This window comes from Streptomyces sp. NBC_00102, assembly GCF_026343115.1.
GTDB lineage: Bacteria > Actinomycetota > Actinomycetes > Streptomycetales > Streptomycetaceae > Streptomyces.
On sequence record NZ_JAPEMC010000001.1, the window covers coordinates 4807120 to 4827040 of the forward strand.

At 72.1% G+C, this 19921-nt stretch carries 21 protein-coding genes; 11 read left to right on the forward strand and 10 right to left on the reverse strand.

The window, feature by feature from the left end; translation table 11 throughout:
* Positions 1–71 precede the first annotated feature (71 nt).
* Together OHA55_RS21565 and OHA55_RS21570 are read right to left on the reverse strand one after the other, a co-directional pair.
* On the reverse strand, positions 72–479 hold the full coding sequence (locus OHA55_RS21565; RefSeq protein ID WP_266708756.1) for an ATP-binding protein: 408 nt from the start codon (positions 477–479) through the stop codon (positions 72–74).
* Between the two features lie 334 nt (positions 480–813).
* Positions 814–1917 carry a hypothetical protein gene (locus OHA55_RS21570; protein ID WP_266708757.1) on the reverse strand — a complete coding sequence of 368 codons (1104 nt, stop codon included), beginning with the start codon at positions 1915–1917 and terminating at the stop codon, positions 814–816.
* 233 nt (positions 1918–2150) lie between these two features.
* Here OHA55_RS21570 and dapE point away from each other — a divergent pair, with 233 nt between their 5' ends.
* Together dapE and OHA55_RS21580 are read left to right on the forward strand one after the other, a co-directional pair.
* Complete coding sequence (gene dapE / locus OHA55_RS21575; RefSeq protein WP_266708759.1) at positions 2151–3230, forward strand: succinyl-diaminopimelate desuccinylase; 1080 nt, start codon at positions 2151–2153, stop codon at positions 3228–3230.
* Positions 3231–3314: 84 nt separating this feature from the next.
* Complete coding sequence (locus OHA55_RS21580) at positions 3315–4118, forward strand: TIGR00730 family Rossman fold protein (protein WP_266708761.1); 804 nt, start codon at positions 3315–3317, stop codon at positions 4116–4118.
* Between the two features lie 93 nt (positions 4119–4211).
* Here the strand turns inward: OHA55_RS21580 and folP are convergent, their stop codons facing one another.
* Positions 4212–5084, reverse strand: coding sequence for a dihydropteroate synthase (gene folP / locus OHA55_RS21585; RefSeq protein WP_266708763.1), 873 nt, complete (start codon positions 5082–5084; stop codon positions 4212–4214).
* A gap of 109 nt (positions 5085–5193) precedes the next feature.
* Between folP and OHA55_RS21590 the strand changes: the two genes are divergently transcribed.
* A complete protein-coding gene (locus OHA55_RS21590) occupies positions 5194–5568 on the forward strand; it encodes a DivIVA domain-containing protein (protein WP_266708765.1) in 375 nt (124 codons plus the stop codon).
* Positions 5565–6152: a DNA-3-methyladenine glycosylase I gene (locus OHA55_RS21595; RefSeq protein WP_266708767.1), complete on the forward strand. Its 588-nt coding sequence runs from the start codon at positions 5565–5567 to the stop codon at positions 6150–6152. The genes OHA55_RS21590 and OHA55_RS21595 overlap by 4 nt, the downstream gene beginning before the upstream one ends.
* A 68-nt stretch (positions 6153–6220) precedes the next feature.
* Here OHA55_RS21595 and OHA55_RS21600 read toward each other — a convergent pair whose 3' ends face one another.
* On the reverse strand, positions 6221–7033 hold the full coding sequence (locus OHA55_RS21600) for an enoyl-CoA hydratase/isomerase family protein (RefSeq protein ID WP_266708769.1): 813 nt from the start codon (positions 7031–7033) through the stop codon (positions 6221–6223).
* 315 nt (positions 7034–7348) lie between these two features.
* Between OHA55_RS21600 and OHA55_RS21605 the strand changes: the two genes are divergently transcribed.
* On the forward strand, positions 7349–7516 hold the full coding sequence (locus OHA55_RS21605; protein WP_003966491.1) for a DUF3117 domain-containing protein: 168 nt from the start codon (positions 7349–7351) through the stop codon (positions 7514–7516).
* Positions 7517–7673: 157 nt separating this feature from the next.
* Here the strand turns inward: OHA55_RS21605 and OHA55_RS21610 are convergent, their stop codons facing one another.
* The gene (locus OHA55_RS21610) at positions 7674–8339 is read right to left on the reverse strand and encodes an O-methyltransferase (protein WP_266708771.1); all 666 of its coding nucleotides are present in this window, start codon (positions 8337–8339) and stop codon (positions 7674–7676) included.
* 180 nt (positions 8340–8519) lie between these two features.
* Between OHA55_RS21610 and sigE the strand changes: the two genes are divergently transcribed.
* The 5 genes from sigE (at position 8520) to OHA55_RS21635 (ending at position 13677) form a co-directional block, all read left to right on the forward strand.
* Positions 8520–9281 (forward strand): RNA polymerase sigma factor SigE, encoded by a 762-nt coding sequence (sigE, locus tag OHA55_RS21615; RefSeq protein ID WP_266708773.1) that lies wholly within the window; start codon positions 8520–8522, stop codon positions 9279–9281.
* Positions 9278–10306 carry a zf-HC2 domain-containing protein gene (locus tag OHA55_RS21620; protein ID WP_266708775.1) on the forward strand — a complete coding sequence of 343 codons (1029 nt, stop codon included), beginning with the start codon at positions 9278–9280 and terminating at the stop codon, positions 10304–10306. The genes sigE and OHA55_RS21620 overlap by 4 nt, the downstream gene beginning before the upstream one ends.
* Positions 10307–10555: 249 nt before the next feature.
* A complete protein-coding gene (locus tag OHA55_RS21625; protein WP_266708777.1) occupies positions 10556–12265 on the forward strand; it encodes a S1C family serine protease in 1710 nt (569 codons plus the stop codon).
* Between the two features lie 120 nt (positions 12266–12385).
* Positions 12386–12877, forward strand: a complete 492-nt coding sequence (locus tag OHA55_RS21630) for a sec-independent translocase (protein WP_266708778.1) — start codon at positions 12386–12388, stop codon at positions 12875–12877.
* Positions 12878–13002: 125 nt separating this feature from the next.
* Positions 13003–13677 (forward strand): hypothetical protein, encoded by a 675-nt coding sequence (locus OHA55_RS21635; protein WP_266708780.1) that lies wholly within the window; start codon positions 13003–13005, stop codon positions 13675–13677.
* A gap of 105 nt (positions 13678–13782) precedes the next feature.
* On the opposite strand, the gene OHA55_RS21640 is transcribed toward OHA55_RS21635, so the two are convergent.
* From OHA55_RS21640 to OHA55_RS21650, 3 genes are read right to left on the reverse strand one after another with little or no spacing between them, the layout of a single operon-like run.
* Complete coding sequence (locus OHA55_RS21640; protein WP_266708782.1) at positions 13783–14916, reverse strand: Mrp/NBP35 family ATP-binding protein; 1134 nt, start codon at positions 14914–14916, stop codon at positions 13783–13785.
* A gap of 42 nt (positions 14917–14958) precedes the next feature.
* The gene (locus OHA55_RS21645) at positions 14959–15519 is read right to left on the reverse strand and encodes a DUF1003 domain-containing protein (protein ID WP_266708784.1); all 561 of its coding nucleotides are present in this window, start codon (positions 15517–15519) and stop codon (positions 14959–14961) included.
* Positions 15509–16783 (reverse strand): CBS domain-containing protein, encoded by a 1275-nt coding sequence (locus OHA55_RS21650; protein WP_266708786.1) that lies wholly within the window; start codon positions 16781–16783, stop codon positions 15509–15511. The genes OHA55_RS21645 and OHA55_RS21650 overlap by 11 nt, the downstream gene beginning before the upstream one ends.
* 229 nt (positions 16784–17012) lie before the next feature.
* Here OHA55_RS21650 and OHA55_RS21655 point away from each other — a divergent pair, with 229 nt between their 5' ends.
* Complete coding sequence (locus tag OHA55_RS21655; protein WP_266708788.1) at positions 17013–17771, forward strand: hypothetical protein; 759 nt, start codon at positions 17013–17015, stop codon at positions 17769–17771.
* Between the two features lie 24 nt (positions 17772–17795).
* Here OHA55_RS21655 and OHA55_RS21660 read toward each other — a convergent pair whose 3' ends face one another.
* Positions 17796–18311, reverse strand: a complete 516-nt coding sequence (locus OHA55_RS21660) for a hypothetical protein (protein WP_266708790.1) — start codon at positions 18309–18311, stop codon at positions 17796–17798.
* 84 nt (positions 18312–18395) lie between these two features.
* Positions 18396–19523: a magnesium and cobalt transport protein CorA gene (locus OHA55_RS21665; protein ID WP_266708791.1), complete on the reverse strand. Its 1128-nt coding sequence runs from the start codon at positions 19521–19523 to the stop codon at positions 18396–18398.
* Between the last annotated feature and the right edge of the window lie 398 nt (positions 19524–19921).

Consider the following 19921-nt stretch of genomic DNA (forward strand, 5'->3'; position numbering starts at 1 on the left):
TCGATCCCGGGGCCCCTCGGTGTCACGTGCTGTCCTGCGGGTGCGCGGGGGCTGCGGCGCCCCCGGCCGGTTCAGCCGCCGAGCGGCAGGGCGCCCGCGATGCGCTCGACGGGCAGCGAGCCGCCGGTCGCCTTGTTGGCGGCGCCACCGAGCACCTCGGCCGTCTCGCCGGTGGTCTTGCCGGCCTTCTCCTTGGCCTCGGGAGCGACCAGCTCGCCCGCCTGCTTCACCGTCTTGGTGGCGACCGGGACGGTCGTGCCGACCAGCTTGCCGCCCGTCTCGTTCAGCGTCTTCGCGCCCTGCTGGGCGGTGCCGTCGAGGGTGCTGCTGAGGTTCGCGCTGTTCAGGTTGGAAAGGCCCAGGTCAGGAGTCTGCGGGAGCCCCGCCGCGCTCGCGGCACCGGCCGCGCCGATCACGGGGGCGGCTGCGGCGAGCAGCAGGACGGCGCGGGCGATACGGCGGGTCAGGGGGAGGGACATGATGCTCCTTCGGCGAAAGTTCGTCAGTCGGTGCCGGCGTCTTCCGGTGCCGGCGTCTGCCGGTGCTCGGCAGCGCTCGTCCGGCGTTCGGACGGACTGATCAACTGCGCCGGGGGCGGGGGAGGTTGCGGTGCGCCGAGGTAAAGAGTCAGCAATGCGTCGGATAATCCGCACCCTGTACGCGTGATCCCGGCGCGGAGTTCCGCGCCGCCGGAAGTACCGTCACTTCCCTTGTGGCACAAGGAAAACGGAAGATCTGCCCAGGCCTCGCAACCGGTCCGGGGGCGTCCCGGCGACCGCTGTCCGGGATGGCCCCTGCGGGTGATGCCCCGCGCTACTGTGCGAGCCGCATCCGGACCTCGCCGGCGTCCGATTCCGCCGACTCCGAGGCTTCCGCGGACCCGGATCGTGCGGGCGCGGCCTTCTCCGTACGCCAGCCCGCACCCGCGGTCCACACCTTGCCCGCGTACCCGATCTCGTCGATGCCGAGATCGGCGGCGCGGGCGACCGCCCAGTGCGCGAGCGACCAGCCCCGCCGCCCGGTGGCCGTGACGGCGGTCGTCGTGTCTCCCCCCGCCCCCGACGCGGTCGCGCCGGCCCCGTCCGAAGCGGCGTCCGTGGAGTCCGTGGAGTCCGTGGAGTCCTTGGCGTTCTTGGCGCTCTCGGCGTCGTCGGCGTCCGCCCCGTCCGACGCACGGACCGGCACCACGACCGTGCGCGTCGCCCCCGGCCCGGCGGCCTCGGGCGCCGGCAGGACGCCCGTGCCGAAGTCCCGTACCAACTCGGTGCGGAGCCGGTCCGGGTCGCCCGGTGCGGCAGCGGTCGCGGTGACCGGCGCCGCACAGTTCAGCGAGGCGGGAATCCCACCGGTCAGCGCGGAAGCCAGCAGTAGCGCGTCGGACTCGTGTTGCGCGTACGCCTCCGGGAAACCGCTGCGCTGCACGCGCTGCGCGGCCTCCGTCAGCGGCAGGTCCTCGTAACCGCTGATCTTCGCGAGGTGCTCGTAGAACTTCCCGGACGCGTACACCGGGTCCTGGATCTGCTCGCGGGTGCCCCAGCCCTGCGAGGGGCGCTGCTGGAAGAGACCCAGGGAGTCGCGGTCGCCGTAGTCGATGTTGCGCAGCCGCGACTCCTGGATCGCGGTCGCCAGCGCGATCGCCACGGCCCGCTCCGGCATCCTGTGCGCGGCTCCCACGGCGGCGATCGTCGCCGCGTTGGCGGCCTGGTCGACGCCCAGCTCGTACGTCGTCCCCCCGTCGTCCGCCCCGGCGCCGCCGGAACGGACCTCGCAGCCGGTCAGCAGGTCCTTGCTGCCGGAGAGGTACTGCACGGCGAGGTATCCGGCCAGACCGGCGAGCACGACGAACGCCGCGAGCACCTGGTAGAGGCGTCGCCGGCCCTTGGGATGGCTGGGGGAGGAGAGTGTCGTCCTTGGCACGGGCCCACCGTACTGGAGGGTACGGGCCGCGCCGATATCCGTGCGCCCCCCGATTCCGCCCGGATTTCGCCCGGATTCCGCCCGGATCGCGGGCGGGGAAGCCGGCACGACCGGCACCTCGCGTTCCACCGGACTTTTCCCAGGATTTTCCCTTACTTCCCCGTTCGTTCCCCGTCCGTCCCCCGTTCGTCCCCCGGCGGATGCGGACGCGCCGGGGTAATAGGGTCGGAGTCATGGCCGATCGCACGCTTGACCTCGCCCTGGACGCGCCCGCACTCACCGCCCGGCTCGTCGACTTCCCGTCGGTGAGCGGGGAGGAGAAGGACCTGGCCGACGCCATCGAGGCGGCGCTGCGCGGACTCCCGCACCTGACCGTCGACCGGCACGGCAACAACGTGGTCGCCCGCACGAACCTCGGCCGCCCCGAACGCGTCGTCCTGGCCGGTCACATCGACACCGTGCCGATCGCCGACAACGTGCCCTCCCGGCTCGACGAGAACGGCGTCCTCTGGGGCTGCGGCACCTCCGACATGAAGTCCGGGGTCGCCGTCCAGCTGAAGATCGCCGCCACCGTCCCCGAACCCAACCGCGACCTCACCTTCGTCTTCTACGACAACGAGGAGGTCGCCGCCCACCTCAACGGCCTCGGCCACGTCGCCGAAGCCCACCCCGACTGGCTGGAAGGCGACTTCGCCGTCCTCCTGGAGCCCTCCGACGCCCAGGTCGAGGGCGGCTGCCAGGGCACCCTGCGCGTCGTCCTGCGCACCGAGGGCGAACGCGCCCACTCCGCGCGCAGCTGGATGGGGTCCAACGCCATCCACACCGCCACCCCGATCCTCGCGGCGCTCGCCGCGTACGAACCGCGCCGCCCGGTCATCGACGGCCTCGAATACCGCGAGGGCCTCAACGCGGTGAAGATCGACGGCGGCGTCGCCACCAACGTGATCCCGGACGCCTGCACCGTCACCGTCAACTACCGCTACGCCCCCGACCGCACCGCCGACGAGGCCCTCGCGCACGTCCGAGAGGTCTTCGCGGAGTGCGCGATCGCCGAGTTCACGGTGGACGACCACTCGACCGCCGCCATGCCGGGGCTCTCGCACCCGGCGGCGAAGGCGTTCATGGCGGCCGTCGGAGGCACCGCCCAGCCCAAGTTCGGCTGGACCGACGTCTCCCGCTTCGGCGACCTCGGCGTCCCCGCCGTCAACTACGGTCCCGGCGACGCGCTCTACGCCCACAAGCGCGACGAACACGTGGTGGCCGCACGGATCACCCACTGCGAGGAGCGCCTCCGCTCCTGGCTCACCAGCTGACCCACGGCATTACCCCGCCCGTAACCATCATGGATCTACGCTGGCGGGAACAGCCACAACGCAGGTCGGTGGAGGGAGCAGGTCATGGGCAACCCGGAGGACGGGCGCATTCCGGAGAACTCCGAGATTCCTGAGAACACGGGGATTCCCGAAGGTGCGGTCAGGCCCGAGGAGCAGCGGCTCGGCCCGGTGCTGCGCCGCAGGGAACAGGTACAGCCCGGCACGACCGATCAGCGGCTGCTGGACTCCGAGGACGACTCGGAATGGGTGCACACCGACCCCTGGCGGGTCATGCGCATCCAGTCCGAGTTCGTGGAGGGGTTCGGGGCGCTCGCCGAGCTGCCCAGCGCGATCAGCGTGTTCGGCTCCGCCCGCACCGCGGAGGACACCCCGGAGTACGACGCGGGCGTACGGATCGGCCGGGCGCTCGTCGACGCGGGCTTCGCCGTCATCACCGGTGGCGGTCCCGGTGCGATGGAGGCCGCCAACAAGGGCGCCAGGGAGGCGAAGGGGATCTCGGTCGGACTCGGCATCGAGCTGCCCTTCGAGTCCGGACTGAACCCGCACGTCGACATCGGCGTCAACTTCCGCTACTTCTTCGTCCGGAAGACGATGTTCGTCAAGTACGCGCAGGGATTCGTCGTACTCCCCGGCGGGCTCGGCACCCTGGACGAACTCTTCGAGGCGCTGACCCTCGTACAGACCGGCAAGGTCACCCGCTTCCCGATCGTCCTCTTCGGCTCCGCCTACTGGAGCGGTCTCGTCGACTGGCTCCGGAACACCGTGGTCGCCCAGGGCAAGGCGTCCGAGCGGGACCTGCTGCTCTTCCACGTCACCGACGACGTGGACGAGGCGGTCGCGCTGGTGACCAAGGAGGTCAACCGCTAGGGCGTGTGTCCGGGGTGCACCGCCGGCTCCCCGGGCGCCCGGCGGGCGCGTCACGCCGGCCGGGCGCCGTCCGAGCCGGCGCCCGGCTCCGGCTCACGCCAGTCCGCGCCGCGCCACCGCGGGCGGCCGGTGACCGGCGATCGACGCGACCATGTCCAGTACCTGCCGGGTCTCCGCCACCTCGTGCACCCGGTACACCTGGGCCCCCAGCCACGCCGACACCGCCGTGGTCGCCAGCGTCCCGATCACCCGCTCCTTGACCGGGCGGTCCAGGGTCTCGCCGACGAAGTCCTTGTTGGAGAGCGAGACCAGCACCGGCCAGCCGGTCGCCGTCATCTCGTCCAGGCGCCGGGTGGCCTCCAGCGAGTGCCGGGTGTTCTTCCCGAAGTCGTGACCCGGATCGATCATGATCCCGTCCCGGCGCACCCCCAGCCCGACCGCCCGCTCGGCCAGCCCCAGGGTGACCCCCAGGATGTCCGCCATCACGTCCTCGTACTCCACCCGGTGCGGGCGGGTACGCGGCTCCGCGCCGCCCGCGTGCGTGCAGACCAGCCCCGCGCCGTACCGGGCCGCGACCTCCGCCAGCTTCGGGTCGACCCCGCCCCAGGCGTCGTTCAGCACGTCGGCACCCGCCTCGCAGACCGCCTCGCCCACGTCGTGCCGCCAGGTGTCCACGCTGATCACCACGTCCGGGTGGCGGCGCCGGACCTCCGCGACGAAACCGACCGTGCGCCGGGCCTCCTCCTCGGCCGAGACCTCCTCGCCCGGTCCCGCCTTCACCCCGCCGATGTCGATGATCGCCGCGCCCTCCGCGACCGCCTGCTCGACCCGGGTGAGCGCCGGCTCGTCCAGGAACGTGGCGCCCTGGTCGTAGAAGGAGTCCGGGGTCCGGTTCACGATTGCCATGATCACCGGTTCGTGCGGACCGAATTCCCGCCGCCCCAGCCTGAGTGGACCGCTTCGCATCCCGTGTTCCTCCTCGTAGATCGACCCTGGGGCCGAACCAACGACCCTAACCGTCGGCCCCGCATGGCACGATCGGACCCGGACTGATTCCGCCCGCTGGGAGGCGCACGTGTTCTTGTTCCTGCTGCTCGCGATGGTCGTGGTCGTCGGGGCGGTCACCCTCGGCGTGGTCGGTGGGGGCGACCGCGCGGTGCTCCTGGACACCGCGCCCGAGTGCCTCACGGACCCGCTGCCGCTGACCCGCCCCCTGGTCACCAGCGACATCGAGCAGCTCCGGCTGCCGATGGCTGTACGCGGCTACCGCATGGCCGACGTGGACGAGGCGCTCGACCGGGTCGCGGCCGAACTCGCCGAGCGCGACGCCCGGATCGCCGACCTGGAGGCGGCGCTCTCCGGAGCACTCTCCCAGGGCGCGCCCGGAACCGACTTCCGTAAGCGCTCCTTCGGCGAGGAGCCGGGCCACGACGACGGAGGAGCCCGATGAGCGGCGGAGCCGAACCGGGCCCGGACGGCGGGCTGCGCTGCCCCTGGGGCCTGAGCACCGAGGACTACCTCGCCTACCACGACACCGAATGGGGGCGGCCGGTCCACGGCGACGACGCCCTCTTCGAACGCCTCTGCCTGGAAGCGTTCCAGTCCGGCCTCTCCTGGCTGACGATCCTGCGCCGCCGGGAGGGCTTCCGTACGGCCTTCGCCGGATTCCGGATCGCCGAGGTCGCCCTGTTCACCGACGCGGACAAGGAGCGGCTCCTGGCCGACGCCGGCATCATCCGCAACCGCGCCAAGATCGACGCCACCCTCGCCAACGCCCGGGTGCTCGCCGAGTGGGCCCCCGGCGAGCTGGACGAACTGATCTGGTCGTACGCCCCCGACCCGGGCATCCGGCCCGCCCCCAAGACGCTCGGGGACGTCGCCGCGGTCACCCCGGAGTCCACCGCGCTCGCCAAGGCGCTGAAGAAGCGGTCCGTACGCTTCGTCGGCCCGACCACCGCCCACGCCCTGATGCAGGCGTGCGGGCTGGTCGACGACCACCTCGCCGACTGCGTGGCACGGGGCGCCACCGGCTGAACCGGACCTCCGGGGACGTGATGCCGGTCACTTCCCCGGGGGCCGGCCCGTGAGGGGGTCCGTCGCGTCTACTTGCCGAGGTAGCGGGGCTTCTCCTTGGCGAGGAACGCCTTCACCGCGATGGTGTGGTCCTGCGAGGCGCCCGCCTTCGTCTGGAGTTCGTCCTCCTTCTCCAGCGTCTCGGCCAGGGTGTGCCCCGCGCCGTACGCCAGGGACGCCTTGAGCGCCGCGTAGGCCACGGTCGGCCCGTCCGCCAGCGCGCGGGCCACCGACGCGGCCTCGGCGGCGAGATCGGCCGCCGGGACCACCCGGTTGACCAGGCCCAGTCCGTACGCGTCCGCCGCGGTGATCGAGCGCGGGAAGAGGAGCAGGTCGGCGGCGCGGCTCGGCCCGATCAGCCGGGGCAGCGTCCAGGACATCCCGGAGTCGGCGGTCAGCGCGACCCCCGCGAACGACGTGTTGAAGGAGGCGGTGTCGGCCACCACCCGGTAGTCGGCGGCGAGCGCGAAACCGAAGCCGGCCCCGGCGGCGACCCCGTTCACCCCGGCCACGACCGGCTTCTCCATCTCCGTGATGGCCCGCACGATCGGGTTGTAGTGCTCGCTCACCGTGCTCAGCGCGTTGCCGCCGCCGGTCTCCTGCGCGGCGGCGAGCGAGGCGATGTGCTCCTTCAGGTCCTGCCCGACGCAGAAGGCGCGCCCGGTGGCCGTGAGCAGTACGGCCCGTACGGAGGAGTCGTCGGCGGCGGCACGCAGAGAGTCGCGCAGGGCGACCTTGGCCTCCGTGTTCATGGCGTTCATCGCGTCGGGCCGGTTGAGGGTGATCGTCGCCAGCCCGTCGCTCACCTCGTAGAGCACGGTGCCCGCCAGTTCGTCGGCCATGGTGGTGTCCCCTCGCTGTCCAGGTTCGGTGCCTCGCCAGGCAAGCATGGCCGACGCCCCGCCGGGCCGACATGTGACCTGCGTCTAACGATTGGCTCTCACCTGGGGCCGCGAGGGGGCGAAGTATCGCAGCCGGATCGCCGAATTGGGTGGTTTTGGTGGTGTGCGTTGCGCAAGCGATGCCGATCGATGTTGGTCATCGGGGTGTCACATGCGGGATAATGACCTGGAAGCAATGTGTTCGATGCCGGTGAGGCAGCGCCTGTCATGGGGCCGCCGGTTGCGATTGAGCTGGTTTCAGGAAGGGGAACGAGCATGGCGGCCATGAAGCCGCGGACGGGCGACGGCCCGCTCGAGGTGACAAAGGAGGGGCGGGGCATCGTCATGCGAGTTCCGCTCGAAGGCGGCGGTCGGCTTGTTGTCGAGCTGACTCCGGACGAGGCAGACGCGCTCGGCGACGCGCTCAAGAAGGTTGTCGGCTGACCTTCTGCGCGCCCACACTTCACTTCTGCCCCGGCACGGGTTTCCGCGCCGGGGCAGAAGCGTGTCCGGAGCAGAGGCGTGCCCGGGGGCGGGAGCGTGTCCGGGGGCGGGACGGTGTCCGGAACGGAGTCGTGTCCGGGGCCCGATCCGGGGTGCCTCAGCCGCGCCGGACCGCGCAGAGCAGCCCGTCGCCGACCGGGAGCAGCGTGGACATCAGCTCCTGGCTCTCCCGCACCGCCCGCAGCAGCTCCCGGATGCGCTGCACCTCGGCGGGCTGGGCCGCGGCGTCGACCGTACGGCCGTCCGCGAAGACCCCCTCGAAGCAGACGACCCCGCCGCGCCGGAGCAGCCGCAACGATTCGGCCAGGTACTCCAGGCTCTCCAGCCGGTCGCCGTCGCAGAAGACCAGGTCGTAACCGCCGTCCGCGAGGCGCGGCAGCACGTCCAGCGCGCGTCCGGGGATGAAGCGCGCCTTGTTGGTGGCGAAGCCGGCGGAGCGGAACGCCTCACGGGCGAACTGCTGCCGTTCGGGCTCGGGATCGACCGTGGTCAGGACCCCGTCCGGGCGCATCCCGTTCAGCAGGTAGATGCCGGACACGCCGGTGCCGGTGCCGATTTCCGCCACCGCTTTGGCGTCCGCCGCGGCGGCGAGCAGCCGCAGCGCGGCTCCCGTGCCGGGGGAGACCGAGCGGATCCCGAACGACCTGGACCGCTCGCGGGCCAGGTACAGAGCCTCGTCCTCGGGGACAAAGGCGTCGGCGAACGCCCAGCTCGTCTGCCGGTTGGCGGTAATGACCCTCTCCTGTCCCCTTAGTTGGCGCAACGGTGACTGTATCCGCTGCGCAGGGGAACCCGCAGATGGGACCGGACGTTGGGGAGAGAGAGGGGAAAGCGCCCGAAGGGGGCCCGCGGATCGGGCTCACCGGACCGGCACGAGCAGGCCCCGGGCATGGCCCGGCCCCTTGCGAAAAAGGCTTATACGGAGCTAACGGGCGAGGTGGCTATGGTAGGGGCTCCACTGGACACCACCAGAGCCGACAGGGGAGGTGCGGCTGCGCCTGGGGATCGGGGAGGAGCGCTGCGGCGCTTTCTCAGGTCGGCGGGTGAGCCGAAATCCGTGACCAACAACGCTGACCGTTCTTCCAACGATTCCGCAACGACCGCGACCTTCGCCTCCGACACGGAATCCCCGGCGTGGACCCCGCCCTCATGGGAAGAGATCGTCAGCACCCACAGCGGTCGCGTGTACCGACTCGCGTACCGGCTGACGGGCAACCAGCACGATGCGGAGGACCTCACCCAAGAGGTGTTCGTCCGCGTCTTCCGGTCGCTGTCGACGTACACCCCCGGCACCTTCGAGGGCTGGCTGCACCGCATCACCACCAACCTCTTCCTCGACATGGTCCGCCGCAAGCAGCGGATCCGTTTCGACTCCCTCGGGGACGACGCCGCCGAACGGCTGCCCAGCCGTGAGCCGTCGCCTCAGCAGGCGTTCAACGACACCCACTTCGACGCGGACGTGCAGCAGGCGCTGGACACCCTCGCCCCCGAGTTCCGTGCCGCCGTGGTGCTCTGCGACATCGAGGGTCTGAGCTACGAGGAGATCGCAGCCACGCTCGGGGTCAAGCTGGGCACCGTGCGAAGCCGTATCCACCGAGGCCGATCGCATCTGCGCAAGGCGCTCAAGCACCGGTCTCCCGAAGCCCGCGCCGAACAGCGCTCCCTGGCGGGCGCCGTCCTCGCGGGGGAGGGCGGAACGACGTGACACCCACAGGCCCCACCCCTGCCGAGCAGCACTTGGGGGACCGGCTCGCCGCCCTGGTCGACGGCGAGCTCAAACACGACGCCCGCGAACGCGTCCTCGCCCACCTCGCCACCTGCGCCCGCTGCAAGGCGGAAGCGGACGCCCAACGCCGGGTCAAGTCCGTGTTCGCGCAGACGGCTCCCCCCTCACCCACCGAGGGCTTCCTCGCCCGGCTCCAGGGTCTCCCCGGCGGCACCGGCAGCGAAGACGGAACCCGGCGCGGGCCCTTCGGCCCCGACGGCCGGCCGGTGGACGACTTCCGCCTGCCGACGGGACGTCCCCCCGGCGGCCGTCGTACGGAGCGGACCCCCTCGCCGCTGGACGGCTTCGGGTACCTCCCCACCGCGCACGGATCGGGCACCGTCCTGCCCGGCGGCTCCGGCTTCCGCATACACGAGGTGGCACGGGAGGGCGACCGTTCCCCGTGGCGCAGCCGCCGGTTCGCGTTCGCCGCCGCCAGCGCCGTCTCGCTGGCGGCCATCGCGCTCGGGGGTGCCGTCCCGGTGGGCGACGCCTTCGACGCCCCGTTGCGGGCCGAGGGCACCGGGTCCGCGACGACCCCGCTCGACGCCGACGAGCGCGCGGCGAGCGGGATCTCCGCCGCCAGCCGCGGCAGTGCGCAGGGCGGCGCGCTCTCCGTGGAGGACCGTTCCGGCGCCGCGCCCACCTCCGGCGCCCCCGCGGGGCTCGCCGGCGTCGGCACGCAGTCGCTCTCCGGCACGGGCACCGAGACCCTCTTCGGGACCGGGCAGGAGTACGCGCAGCCGACGAGGAAGGTCTCGCTGGCCTCGCTGATATGTCCCAGCACGGCGTCCCCGCTCCTGGCGCCGCTGTACCCCGCCGCGGCCGCGCAGCCGAAGGTCACCGGGTCCGCCACACCCGCCGCCCCGTCCCCGTCGGCCGCCACGTCGTCGGCCGCCCCGTCCCCGTCCGGCTCCGCCACGCCGCTCTCGGCACTGCCGTCGCCGCAGCAGGCGCTGCGCTGACCCCTTCCCGCGCCGGTCGTGTCCCGGCCGGCGGGGCTGGGCCGTGTTGTGAAAGTCCGGTCTGTCAGGCCCTCCGGGCGGACGGCGCCACTTTCCCAACACGGCCCACGTCCCCCGGTGTACCGGCGGCCCGCACGGGCCGCCTCACCACCCGCTCCCCACCGTCTCCGCTCGGCCCGCCCAAAACCTGGTTGAATTCCGGTCGGAACGCTCCGGGGAGGGCGTGCGGAGGCCATGTGCGGGGAGAGTATGGACGAGGCAAAGCCCACCGGACCGAAGCCGAAGTGGTGGAGCCGTCCCGCGACGGGACCCGCCGCAGAGGCCGTGGGCCCGCCGCCGGTTCTGCCGGAGGCACCTGAACGGACCGAGCCCGTCGCACCCGAGACCGCGCCGGTCCCCGAAGCGCCCGCGCCGCTTGCGGACGGACCCGCGACCGTCGTCCCGGAGGTGCCCGGGCCCCGTACCCCCGGCGCCGTGCGCCCCCTGCACGAGCCCGACGAGTACAGCACCCCGCCCTACGGCGGCCCCGGCCCCTGGGCGCCCGCCCCGCCGGTCCAGCACCCCGCCGCCACCCCCGCGCACGGCACCCCCGTGCCCGCGTCGTACGCGGCTCCTCCCGGTGCACCGCACCCCGCCGAGCCCCACGCACACCAGCACGCCCCGCACCAGCACGCCCCGCACCAGCACGCCCCGCACCAGCACGCCCCGCACCAGCACGGGCACGCCCCGCACCAGGCCCCCGCGCAGACCGCGCCCTGGCTCCACTACGACCCGTGGGGATCGCAGCAGGAGCCGCTGACGCGCACCGCCCCGCACGCCTCCGGGGTCATCCCCGTGGCGGGCCGCAGGGGCGGCCGGCGCGGGTCGCTCCTCGTCGGGGCCGTACTCCTCGCGCTGGTCGCGGGAGTCATCGGCGGCGGGGTCGGCGCGTACGTCGAACGGAACGGCGGCCTCACCACCGTGCACCTCCCGCAGGCCGGAGCCGCGCCCGCAGGCCGGGCACCGGACAGCGTCGCCGGGATCGCCGCGAGCGCCCTGCCGGGCGTGGTCACCCTGCACGTCAGCGGCAGCGAGGAATCCGGCACGGGCACCGGCTTCGTCCTCGACGGCGAGGGCCACATCCTCACCAACAACCACGTCGTCGCTCCCGCCGGTTCGTCCGGCGACATCACCGTGACGTTCAGCGGCGGCGAGAACGCGAGGGCCGAGGTGGTCGGCACCGACAGCGGCTACGACCTCGCGGTCGTGAAGGTCAGCGGCGTCTCCGGCCTGAAGCCGCTGACGCTCGGCAACTCCGACAACGTCGCCGTCGGCGACCCGGTGGTGGCCATCGGCGCCCCGTACGACCTGTCCAACACCGTCACCTCCGGGATCATCAGCGCCAAGCAGCGCCCGATCACCGCCGGCGGCGAGGAGGCCGGCGGCAGCGACGTCAGCTACGTCGACGCCCTCCAGACCGACGCGCCGATCAACCCCGGCAACTCCGGCGGCCCGCTCCTCGACGCGCACGCCCAGGTGATCGGCATCAACAGCGCCATCCGCGCCGCCGACACCGGCGCCACCGAGACCGGAGCGCAGGCGGGGTCGATCGGCCTCGGGTTCGCCATACCGATCAACCAGGGCAAGCGCGTCGCCGAGGAACTCATCAACACCGGCAAGGCCACCCACCCGGTGATCGGCGTCACCCTGGACATGGAGTACACCGGCGACGGCGCGAAGGTGAACACCGAGGGGGCCGACGGTTCTCCCGCCGTCACCGAGGACGGTCCCGGCGACCGTGCCGGGGTCCGGCCGGGCGACGTCATCACGGCGGTGGACGGCGTACGCGTCCACAACGGCGAGGAGCTGATCGTGAAGATCCGCGCCCACCGGCCCGGAGACCGGCTCGGTCTGCGCCTGACGCGCGGAGGTAAAGAGCTGTCCATGACTCTGACCCTGGGCTCGGCCACCGGCTCCTGAACGCCGCCCAGAGGTACCGTCCGTACAGCTCGGCCAGGTACGGTTTGCACGGCCGGACTTTTCGGCCGTGCCGGTGGGAGACCACGCGACGAACACGCGGAGCACACGAGGAGCGGCAAAGTGTTCAATGACATAGGCGCACTTGAGCTGCTGACTCTCGGGATTCTCGCCGTCCTGGTCTTCGGCCCCGACAAGCTGCCGAAGGTCATCCAGGACGTCACGCGTACGATCCGCAAGATCCGGGAGTTCTCGGACAGCGCCAAGCAGGACATCCGCTCCGAGCTGGGCCCGCAGTTCAAGGACTTCGAGTTCGAGGACCTGAACCCGAAGACGTTCATCCGCAAGCAGCTGATGGACGGCGAGGACGATCTCGGGCTCAAGGAGATCCGCGAGAGCTTCGACCTCCGCAAGGAGATCACCGACATGACGGATGCCGTGCAGCACGGCCGCGACAGCGTGACCGCCGCGGCGGCCTCGACCGCTTCCGACGTCGGCACGCTGACGAAGTCCTCGTCTGCCGACCCGCTGGTGAAGAGCGCCGCCGACCCCCTGAAGAAGGCCGCTCCGGCCGCTGCGGACGACCGTCCGCCGTTCGACGCCGACGCCACCTGAGCCCGGTCAATCCCGGCTCGTCCGTACGGTATGGCTATTCTCCATCTGTCCGGTTGCGAGGATGCCCGAGCCCGCGGGGGGCGGGCCGCTCCGGATCCTGAGAGATCGAGGAGGCGGCCGCGCAGATGGAGACCACGAGTCGGGTCGACACGGATGGCACGCCCAGTACGCCCAGCACGGACACCGCGGCGGCGGAGGGGGTGCCCTCGGCCCGGCCAGCGGTCGTCGACGGCTATCTGCAGGCGTCCTTCCCCTGGTACGCCCTGGACGAGGCGTTCACCGGACCGCGCCGGCTGACCCAGGTCGGCCGGGCCGCGGACGGAACGGTCCAGCACGGCGCGATCGGCCACGGCGACGAGCCGCTGGCACGTCCCGACGCGGGCCCCGAGAAGGAGCGGTTCGCCGTCGTGGTGACCGTGGCCAGCAGCCCCGTACGCGGCAGCGGCGACGGCACCGGAACGCTGGAGGCCACCACGGTGTCCACGGCCGCCTGGCTGGCCGGCTCCGGACTCCTCGCCTGCACCTGGCCGCAGCAGCTCGACCACGGCCTGCGTGACGACTGGCTCGACCAGCAGACCGAGATCGCCTTCGAGCTCGCCGACGAGCTGGACGGGGCGCCCTGGTCGACGCTCTCGCTGCCGGTGGACGGCGTACCGGTCGAGTTCCACTACCGCGAGTCCGAGTTCGGCTGGGTACTGGCCGGCTCCGCGAAGGGCGTGCACCTCGGCGCGTACGGGCGCGGGATGAGCGCGTACGGGCTCGGCTTCTCGGCCGTCGAGGACGTCGCCGCCTACGCCTGAGGCGCACGCGACACCGGCGTCCGGATCAGGGCCGGACGCGCGAGGAGCCGGGCGGTCCGATCGATCGGACCGCCCGGCTCCTCGCCGTCGGCTGCGGGACAGCCTTCAGAACTTGTTGCGCGGGGTGATGCCCAGCGACATGCCGGACAGGCCGCGCTGACGGCCGCCCAGCTTCTCCGCGATGGAGCGGAGCGCCCGGCCGGCGGGGGAGTCCGGGTCGGAGAGCACGACCGGCTTGCCCTCGTCGCCGCCCTCGCGGAGCCGTACGTCGATCGGGATCGAACCGAGCACCGGCACCTCGGCGCCGATCGTCTTGGTCAGACCGTCCGCCACCCGCTGCCCGCCGCCGCTGCCGAACACGTCGACCATCTCGTCGCAGTGCGGGCACGGCATGCCCGACATGTTCTCCACGACACCGGCGATCTTCTGGTGCGTCTGCACCGCGATCGAACCGGCCCGCTCGGCGACCTCGGCCGCCGCCTGCTGCGGGGTGGTGACGACGAGGATCTCGGCGTTCGGTACGAGCTGCGCCACGGAGATCGCGATGTCACCGGTGCCCGGCGGCAGGTCGAGCAGCAGGACGTCGAGGTCGCCCCAGTAGACGTCGGCGAGGAACTGCTGGAGCGCGCGGTGCAGCATCGGGCCGCGCCAGACCACCGGGGCGTTGCCCGGGGTGAACATGCCGATGGAGATGACCTTCACGCCGTGCGCGGAGGGCGGCATGATCATGTTCTCGACCTGGGTCGGCTTGCCGTCCGCACCGAGCATGCGGGGCACACTGTGGCCGTAGATGTCGGCGTCGACGACGCCCACCTTCAGCCCGTCGGCCGCCATCGCCGCGGCGAGGTTGACCGTCACCGAGGACTTGCCGACCCCGCCCTTGCCGGACGCGACCGCGTAGACACGGGTGAGCGAACCGGGCTTGGCGAAAGGCACCTCGCGCTCGGCGGTACCGCCGCGCAGCGCGCCCGCCAGCTCCTTGCGCTGCTCGTCGCTCATCACGTCGAGGGTGACCTCGACCCGCGAGACACCCTCCACCGCCGCGACCGCGTCGGTCACGTTCCTGGTGATGGTCTCGCGCATCGGGCAGCCGGAGACCGTGAGGTACACCGTGACAGCCACCACACCGTCAGGATCGATCTCGACCGATTTCACCATGCCGAGTTCGGTGATCGGGCGGTGGATCTCCGGGTCGTTCACTGTCGCCAGTGCTTCGCGCACCGCGTCTTCCGTAGCCATACGACGATGTTACGGCGCGCGGCGCTACGCGCGGGTAGCCCCTCAGCGGTCGCCTTCGTCACTCTCGGACGGCAGGAGGACGCGGCGGTCCTCCAGGTCCCGCACGAGGTCCTCCAGTTCGGAGCGGATCCAGTCGCGGGTGGCGACCTCGCCGAGCCCCATCCGCAGCGCCGCGATCTCCCGGGTGAGGAACTCGGTGTCCGCGATGGACCGCTCGTTCTGCTTGCGGTCCTGCTCGTGGGTGACCCGGTCCCGGTCGTCCTGCCGGTTCTGCGCGAGCAGGATCAGCGGCGCCGCGTACGAGGCCTGGAGCGAGAGCATCAGCGTCAGGAAGATGAACGGGTACTCGTCGAACCGCAGCGCGGTCGGCGCGAAGATGTTCCAGAGCACCCAGAGGACGATGATCAGCGTCATCCAGACGATGAACCGCCCGGTGCCCAGGAAGCGCGCGATCCGCTCCGAGAACCGGCCGAACGCCTCGGGGTCGTACTCCGGCAGCAGCCGGCGGCGCGGCGACTTCGGCTGGTCCAGCCGGAACCTGGGCGGGCGCACCATCCCGGACGAACCGGTCGACGCCGCCTTCGAGCGCTCCTCAGCGGCCACGGGCGATCCCCTCCTCGCCGTGGAAGTCGGTCTCCCGCCAGTCCTCCGGCAGCAGGTGGTCCAGCACGTCGTCGACGGTCACCGCGCCCAGCAGCGACCCGCTCTCGTCCACCACGGGCACCGAGACCAGGTTGTACGCGGCCAGATAGCTGGTCACCACCGTCAGCGGGGTGTGCGGCGGCAGCGGTCGGAGGTCGCTGTCCACGATCGAGCTGACCAGCGCGAACGGGGGATCCCGCAGCAGCCGCTGGAAGTGGACGGTGCCGAGGTACTTGCCGGTGGGCGTCTCGTCGGGCGACCGGCAGACGTACACCTGGGCGGCGAGCGCCGGGGAGAGGTCCGACTGCCGCACCCGGGCGAGCGCGTCCGCGACCGTGGCGTCCGGGCGCAGCACGATCGGCTCGGTCGTCATCAGACCGCCCGCCGTCCGTTCCTCGTAACTCATCAGCCGCCGCACGTCGGCCGCGTCGTCCGGGCGCATCAGCGTCAGCAGCCGCTCCTTGTCCTCCTCGGGCAGCTCGGAGAGGAGGTCCGCCGCGTCGTCCGGGTCCATCGCCTCCAGCACGTCCGCCGCGCGCTCCTCCTTGAGCTTGCCGAGGATCTCCACCTGGTCGTCCTCCGGCAGCTCCTCCAGCACGTCGGCGAGCCGGTCGTCGTCGAGGGCGGCGGCCACTTCCGCCCGGCGCTTGGGCGTCAGATGGTGCAAGGCGTTGGCGACGTCGGCGGGGCGCAGCCGTTCGAAGGTGGCGACCAGGCTCTCGGCGCCCTGCCCGTGCTCCTCCAGCGCGAAGCCGCTCACCGCCGACCAGTCGACGGTCAGCGTCTCGCCCTTGCGGCGCAGCGCCCCGCCGCGCCCCTTGCGGACGAAGTACTTGTCGATCTCCCAGTCGCGGCGGGCCGGCAACTGGTGGATGGCCACGTCGAGGACGGTGACCTCCTCGCCGGACTCCGTGAGCCGCACCCGCCGGTCCAGGAACTCGCCGAGCACCAGGCGCTCGGTGGGCCGCTGCTCGAAGCGGCGCATGTTGACCACGCCGGTGGTGATGACCTGGCCGGACTCCACGCCCGTCACCCGGGTCATCGGCAGGAAGATGCGCCGCCGGCTGACGACCTCCACCACCATGCCGAGCAGCCGGGGCGGGCGGCCGCCGACGCGCAGCATCGCGACGAGGTCGCGGACCCGGCCGACCTGGTCGCCGTTGGGGTCGAAGACCGGAACTCCGGAGAGGTGCGAGACGAAGACCCTGGGCGCGCCCGATGCCATTGCGCACCCCTTCCGTGCCGGTTGCCGCGGGCATGGACCCGGCGCGGCCGTTCCCGCCGCGTCAGGGGCGTCGGTGACGCCGGTATGCCGGATTCAGGCTAGCCCGTACCACTGCGTACCGCTCCGTACCGGCCCCGGGAGCCGCCCGGACGGCTCCCTTCCGGAAGGCGCCCGAACCCCGGGTACGCTGCCGCTTGCCATCCCACACGCAGACGAGAGGCAAGTACGCGTGACCTCCTACGCTCCCGCCGTACGGGCCCGCCGCACCGCGCTCGCCGTGGCACTCGGGGCGGGACTCGCCCTGGGCCTCACCGGCTGCGTGGGCGACGACCCCGACAAGGGTACGAACGGAATCGGCAAGCTCTCCGCCACGGAGATCGACACCCGGGCCAGAGCCGCCGCCGACGCCGCCGAGGCCGTCCACCTCGCGGGCACCCTCATCAGCAAGGACGGCAGCTACACCCTCGACATGCGGCTCAACGCCGACGGCGGGACCGGCTCCGTCACCTCGAAGGAGAACACCTTCGCCGTCCTGCGGGTCGGCGACGACCTCTACCTCAAGGCGGACGCCGCCTTCTGGAGCACCGAGCAGGACGCACAGAACGGGGACGGCGACGCGGAGGCCGCCAAGAAGCTCGACGGCAAGTACGTCAAGGTGCCCGAGGACGACCCCACGTACAAGCGGCTGCGCGGCTTCACCGAGAAGGACACCCTGCTCGACGGGCTGCTCTCCCTGCACGGCACCGTCAACAAGGGCGACCGGGACAAGGTCACCGGCGTGCCCGTCATCCAGATCCTGGGCGGGAAGGGCGAGGGCGGCGCGCTCGACGTGTCCCTCAAGGGCACCCCGTACCCCGTCCGGGTGGCGCGCGGCGGCGGTGGCGGCACGGTCACCCTGGCCGACTGGGGCCGCTCCTTCGAACTGGCGGCCCCACCGCAGGACGACACCGTCGACTACGGCGGCCAACTGCCGAAAAGCTCGGGCTGAGCGGGCCGGTGGGCCCCGGCCCTCTCAACCCGCGCGGCGCTTCTTCTTCAGCAGCAGCCGGGGGAGTCCGGCCGGGACCGGTTCGCGGGTGATCGCCGGGGTGGGGAGCGGACGGGCGGCGAGCGAACCGTCCGGCAGGTCGGTGGTGTGCGCCACGGGCGCCAGCCGCACCACGCGGCAGTCGTGCGCCCAGCGCTCCGTCAGCCGCTCGGCGTCCGGCGCGTTCAGCCGCTTCCCCTTGAGTTCCGCGACCGCCGCCTCCCACTCCTCGGAGTGCGGGGCGAGTTCCTCCACCGTGGCGGTCCACGCGACGATCCGGCCGCCCTTGTCCTTGCTGCGCACCGTCACCTCGGCCCGTGCGCCGTCCGCCAGGCCGTCCGGGAGCGGCTGCTCGCCGGGGCCGCCGACGAGGAGTGCCGCGCCCTCGTGCCAGACGTGCCAGAGCGCCCGGGCGGCGCCGGAGGCGCGCACCCAGACCAGGCCGGACTTCTTGGTGGCCTCCTCGACGAGGGCCTGCCCGAGCAACGAGTCAGCAGTCATGGCGAAGAGCCTAACGGCCCGCCGTACGGGCCCGCGTGGGCCGGTGGCGCGGGCCGCCGCGGTGGCGCGGGGCTCCGGCGGGGCTCACAGCCAGCCGTTGCGCTTCAGCGTCCGGTGGATGGAGAAACAGACCACCGCGATGACGCCGAGCACCATCGGATAGCCGTACGTCCACTCCAGCTCCGGCATGTGCTCGAAGTTCATGCCGTAGACCCCGCAGATCATCGTGGGCACGGCAACGATGGCGGCCCAGGACGTGATCTTGCGCATGTCCTCGTTCTGGGTGACGGTCGCCTGCGCCAGGTTGGCCTGGAGGATCGAGTTCAGCAGTTCGTCGAAGCCGAGGACCTCCTCCTGCACCCGGGCGAGGTGGTCGGCCACGTCGCGGAAGTACTTCTGGATGTCCGGGTCGATCAGCCGCATCGGCCGCTCGCTCAGGAGCTGCATCGGCCGCTGGAGCGGCGAGACGGCCCGCTTGAACTCCAGCACCTCGCGCTTGAGTTGGTAGATCCGCCCGGCGTCGGTGCCGCGTGCGCTGCCCTTCGTCGGGGTGGAGAAGACGTCGATCTCCACCTCGTCGATGTCGTCCTGCATCGCGCCGGCCACCGCGATGTACCCGTCCACCACGTGGTCGGCGATGGAGTGCAGTACGGCCGACGGGCCCTTGGCGAGCAGCTCCGGGTCGTCCTGGAGGCGGTGGCGCAGGGCGCGCAGCGATCCCTGGCCGCCGTGCCGGACGGTGATCACGAAGTCCCGGCCGGTGAAGCACATCACCTCGCCGGTCTCGACGACCTCGCTGGTCGCGGTGAGTTCGGTGTGCTCGACGTAGTGGATGGTCTTGAAGACCGTGAAGAGCGTGTCGTCGTACCGCTCCAGCTTCGGCCGCTGGTGGGCGTGGACCGCGTCCTCCACCGCCAGCGGGTGCAGTCCGAACTCCCTGGCAATGACTGCGAATTCGGCCTCGGTGGGCTCGTGCAGCCCGATCCAGGCGAAGCCGCCGCCCTCGCGCACCCGCAGCATCGCCTCGTGCGGGGTCTGGCAGGTGGAGGCCTCCATGCGGCGGCCGTCGCGGTAGACCGCGCAGTCCACCACCGCACTGGAGGCGGACGGGTCGCGGGTGGTGTCGTAACCCGTGTACGGGGCGGGGGGCTTGCGGAAGGAGGGCCGCAGGGAAGGGCGCACGGCGGCGCGCAGGTCACGGATCATGGACATGGCAGGCTCCTACACGAAAGGGCCGTGCGTGCGCGCAGGCGGAACAGCCCGGAATGGAGACGTGGAAACCACGTCCGCAAAGCGGGCGGCACCGCGGAACGGCGGCGACGGCGTTCGCTACAGACAGGCAAAAACGGGATGCTCTTCCGCCGTGCGACAAGCCACGAGCCCTGACCGAGAGGGCTTAAGAATTCACCGGGAAACGGTGAGGACGGAAGGGCGCTCGGTACTGCACGGTCGACTTGGATCCATGGCAGTCCCCACCTCCTCCGGTCGGTCCCCCGTGGGGGACGACGTGCTGTCGGGACGGAGAGGGCGCCGCGTCGCGCGCTGTCCCGACCGGCGGCCAGGCTATCAGCCGGCCAAGGGTCAATCCCTTACTTTGCCCGTTCGATACG

Bases quoted from the DNA above. Each gene is read 5' to 3' on its own strand.
- OHA55_RS21565 (WP_266708756.1), bottom strand. From the start codon at position 479: ATGTCCCTCCCCCTGACCCGCCGTATCGCCCGCGCCGTCCTGCTGCTC.
- dapE (WP_266708759.1), top strand. From the start codon at position 2,151: ATGGCCGATCGCACGCTTGACCTCGCCCTGGACGCGCCCGCACTCACC.
- OHA55_RS21580 (WP_266708761.1), top strand. From the start codon at position 3,315: ATGGGCAACCCGGAGGACGGGCGCATTCCGGAGAACTCCGAGATTCCT.
- folP (WP_266708763.1), bottom strand. From the start codon at position 5,084: ATGCGAAGCGGTCCACTCAGGCTGGGGCGGCGGGAATTCGGTCCGCAC.
- OHA55_RS21595 (WP_266708767.1), top strand. From the start codon at position 5,565: ATGAGCGGCGGAGCCGAACCGGGCCCGGACGGCGGGCTGCGCTGCCCC.
- OHA55_RS21600 (WP_266708769.1), bottom strand. From the start codon at position 7,033: ATGGCCGACGAACTGGCGGGCACCGTGCTCTACGAGGTGAGCGACGGG.
- OHA55_RS21605 (WP_003966491.1), top strand. From the start codon at position 7,349: ATGGCGGCCATGAAGCCGCGGACGGGCGACGGCCCGCTCGAGGTGACA.
- sigE (WP_266708773.1), top strand. From the start codon at position 8,520: ATGGTAGGGGCTCCACTGGACACCACCAGAGCCGACAGGGGAGGTGCG.
- OHA55_RS21625 (WP_266708777.1), top strand. From the start codon at position 10,556: ATGGACGAGGCAAAGCCCACCGGACCGAAGCCGAAGTGGTGGAGCCGT.
- OHA55_RS21635 (WP_266708780.1), top strand. From the start codon at position 13,003: ATGGAGACCACGAGTCGGGTCGACACGGATGGCACGCCCAGTACGCCC.
- OHA55_RS21640 (WP_266708782.1), bottom strand. From the start codon at position 14,916: ATGGCTACGGAAGACGCGGTGCGCGAAGCACTGGCGACAGTGAACGAC.
- OHA55_RS21650 (WP_266708786.1), bottom strand. From the start codon at position 16,783: ATGGCATCGGGCGCGCCCAGGGTCTTCGTCTCGCACCTCTCCGGAGTT.
- OHA55_RS21660 (WP_266708790.1), bottom strand. From the start codon at position 18,311: ATGACTGCTGACTCGTTGCTCGGGCAGGCCCTCGTCGAGGAGGCCACC.
- OHA55_RS21665 (WP_266708791.1), bottom strand. From the start codon at position 19,523: ATGTCCATGATCCGTGACCTGCGCGCCGCCGTGCGCCCTTCCCTGCGG.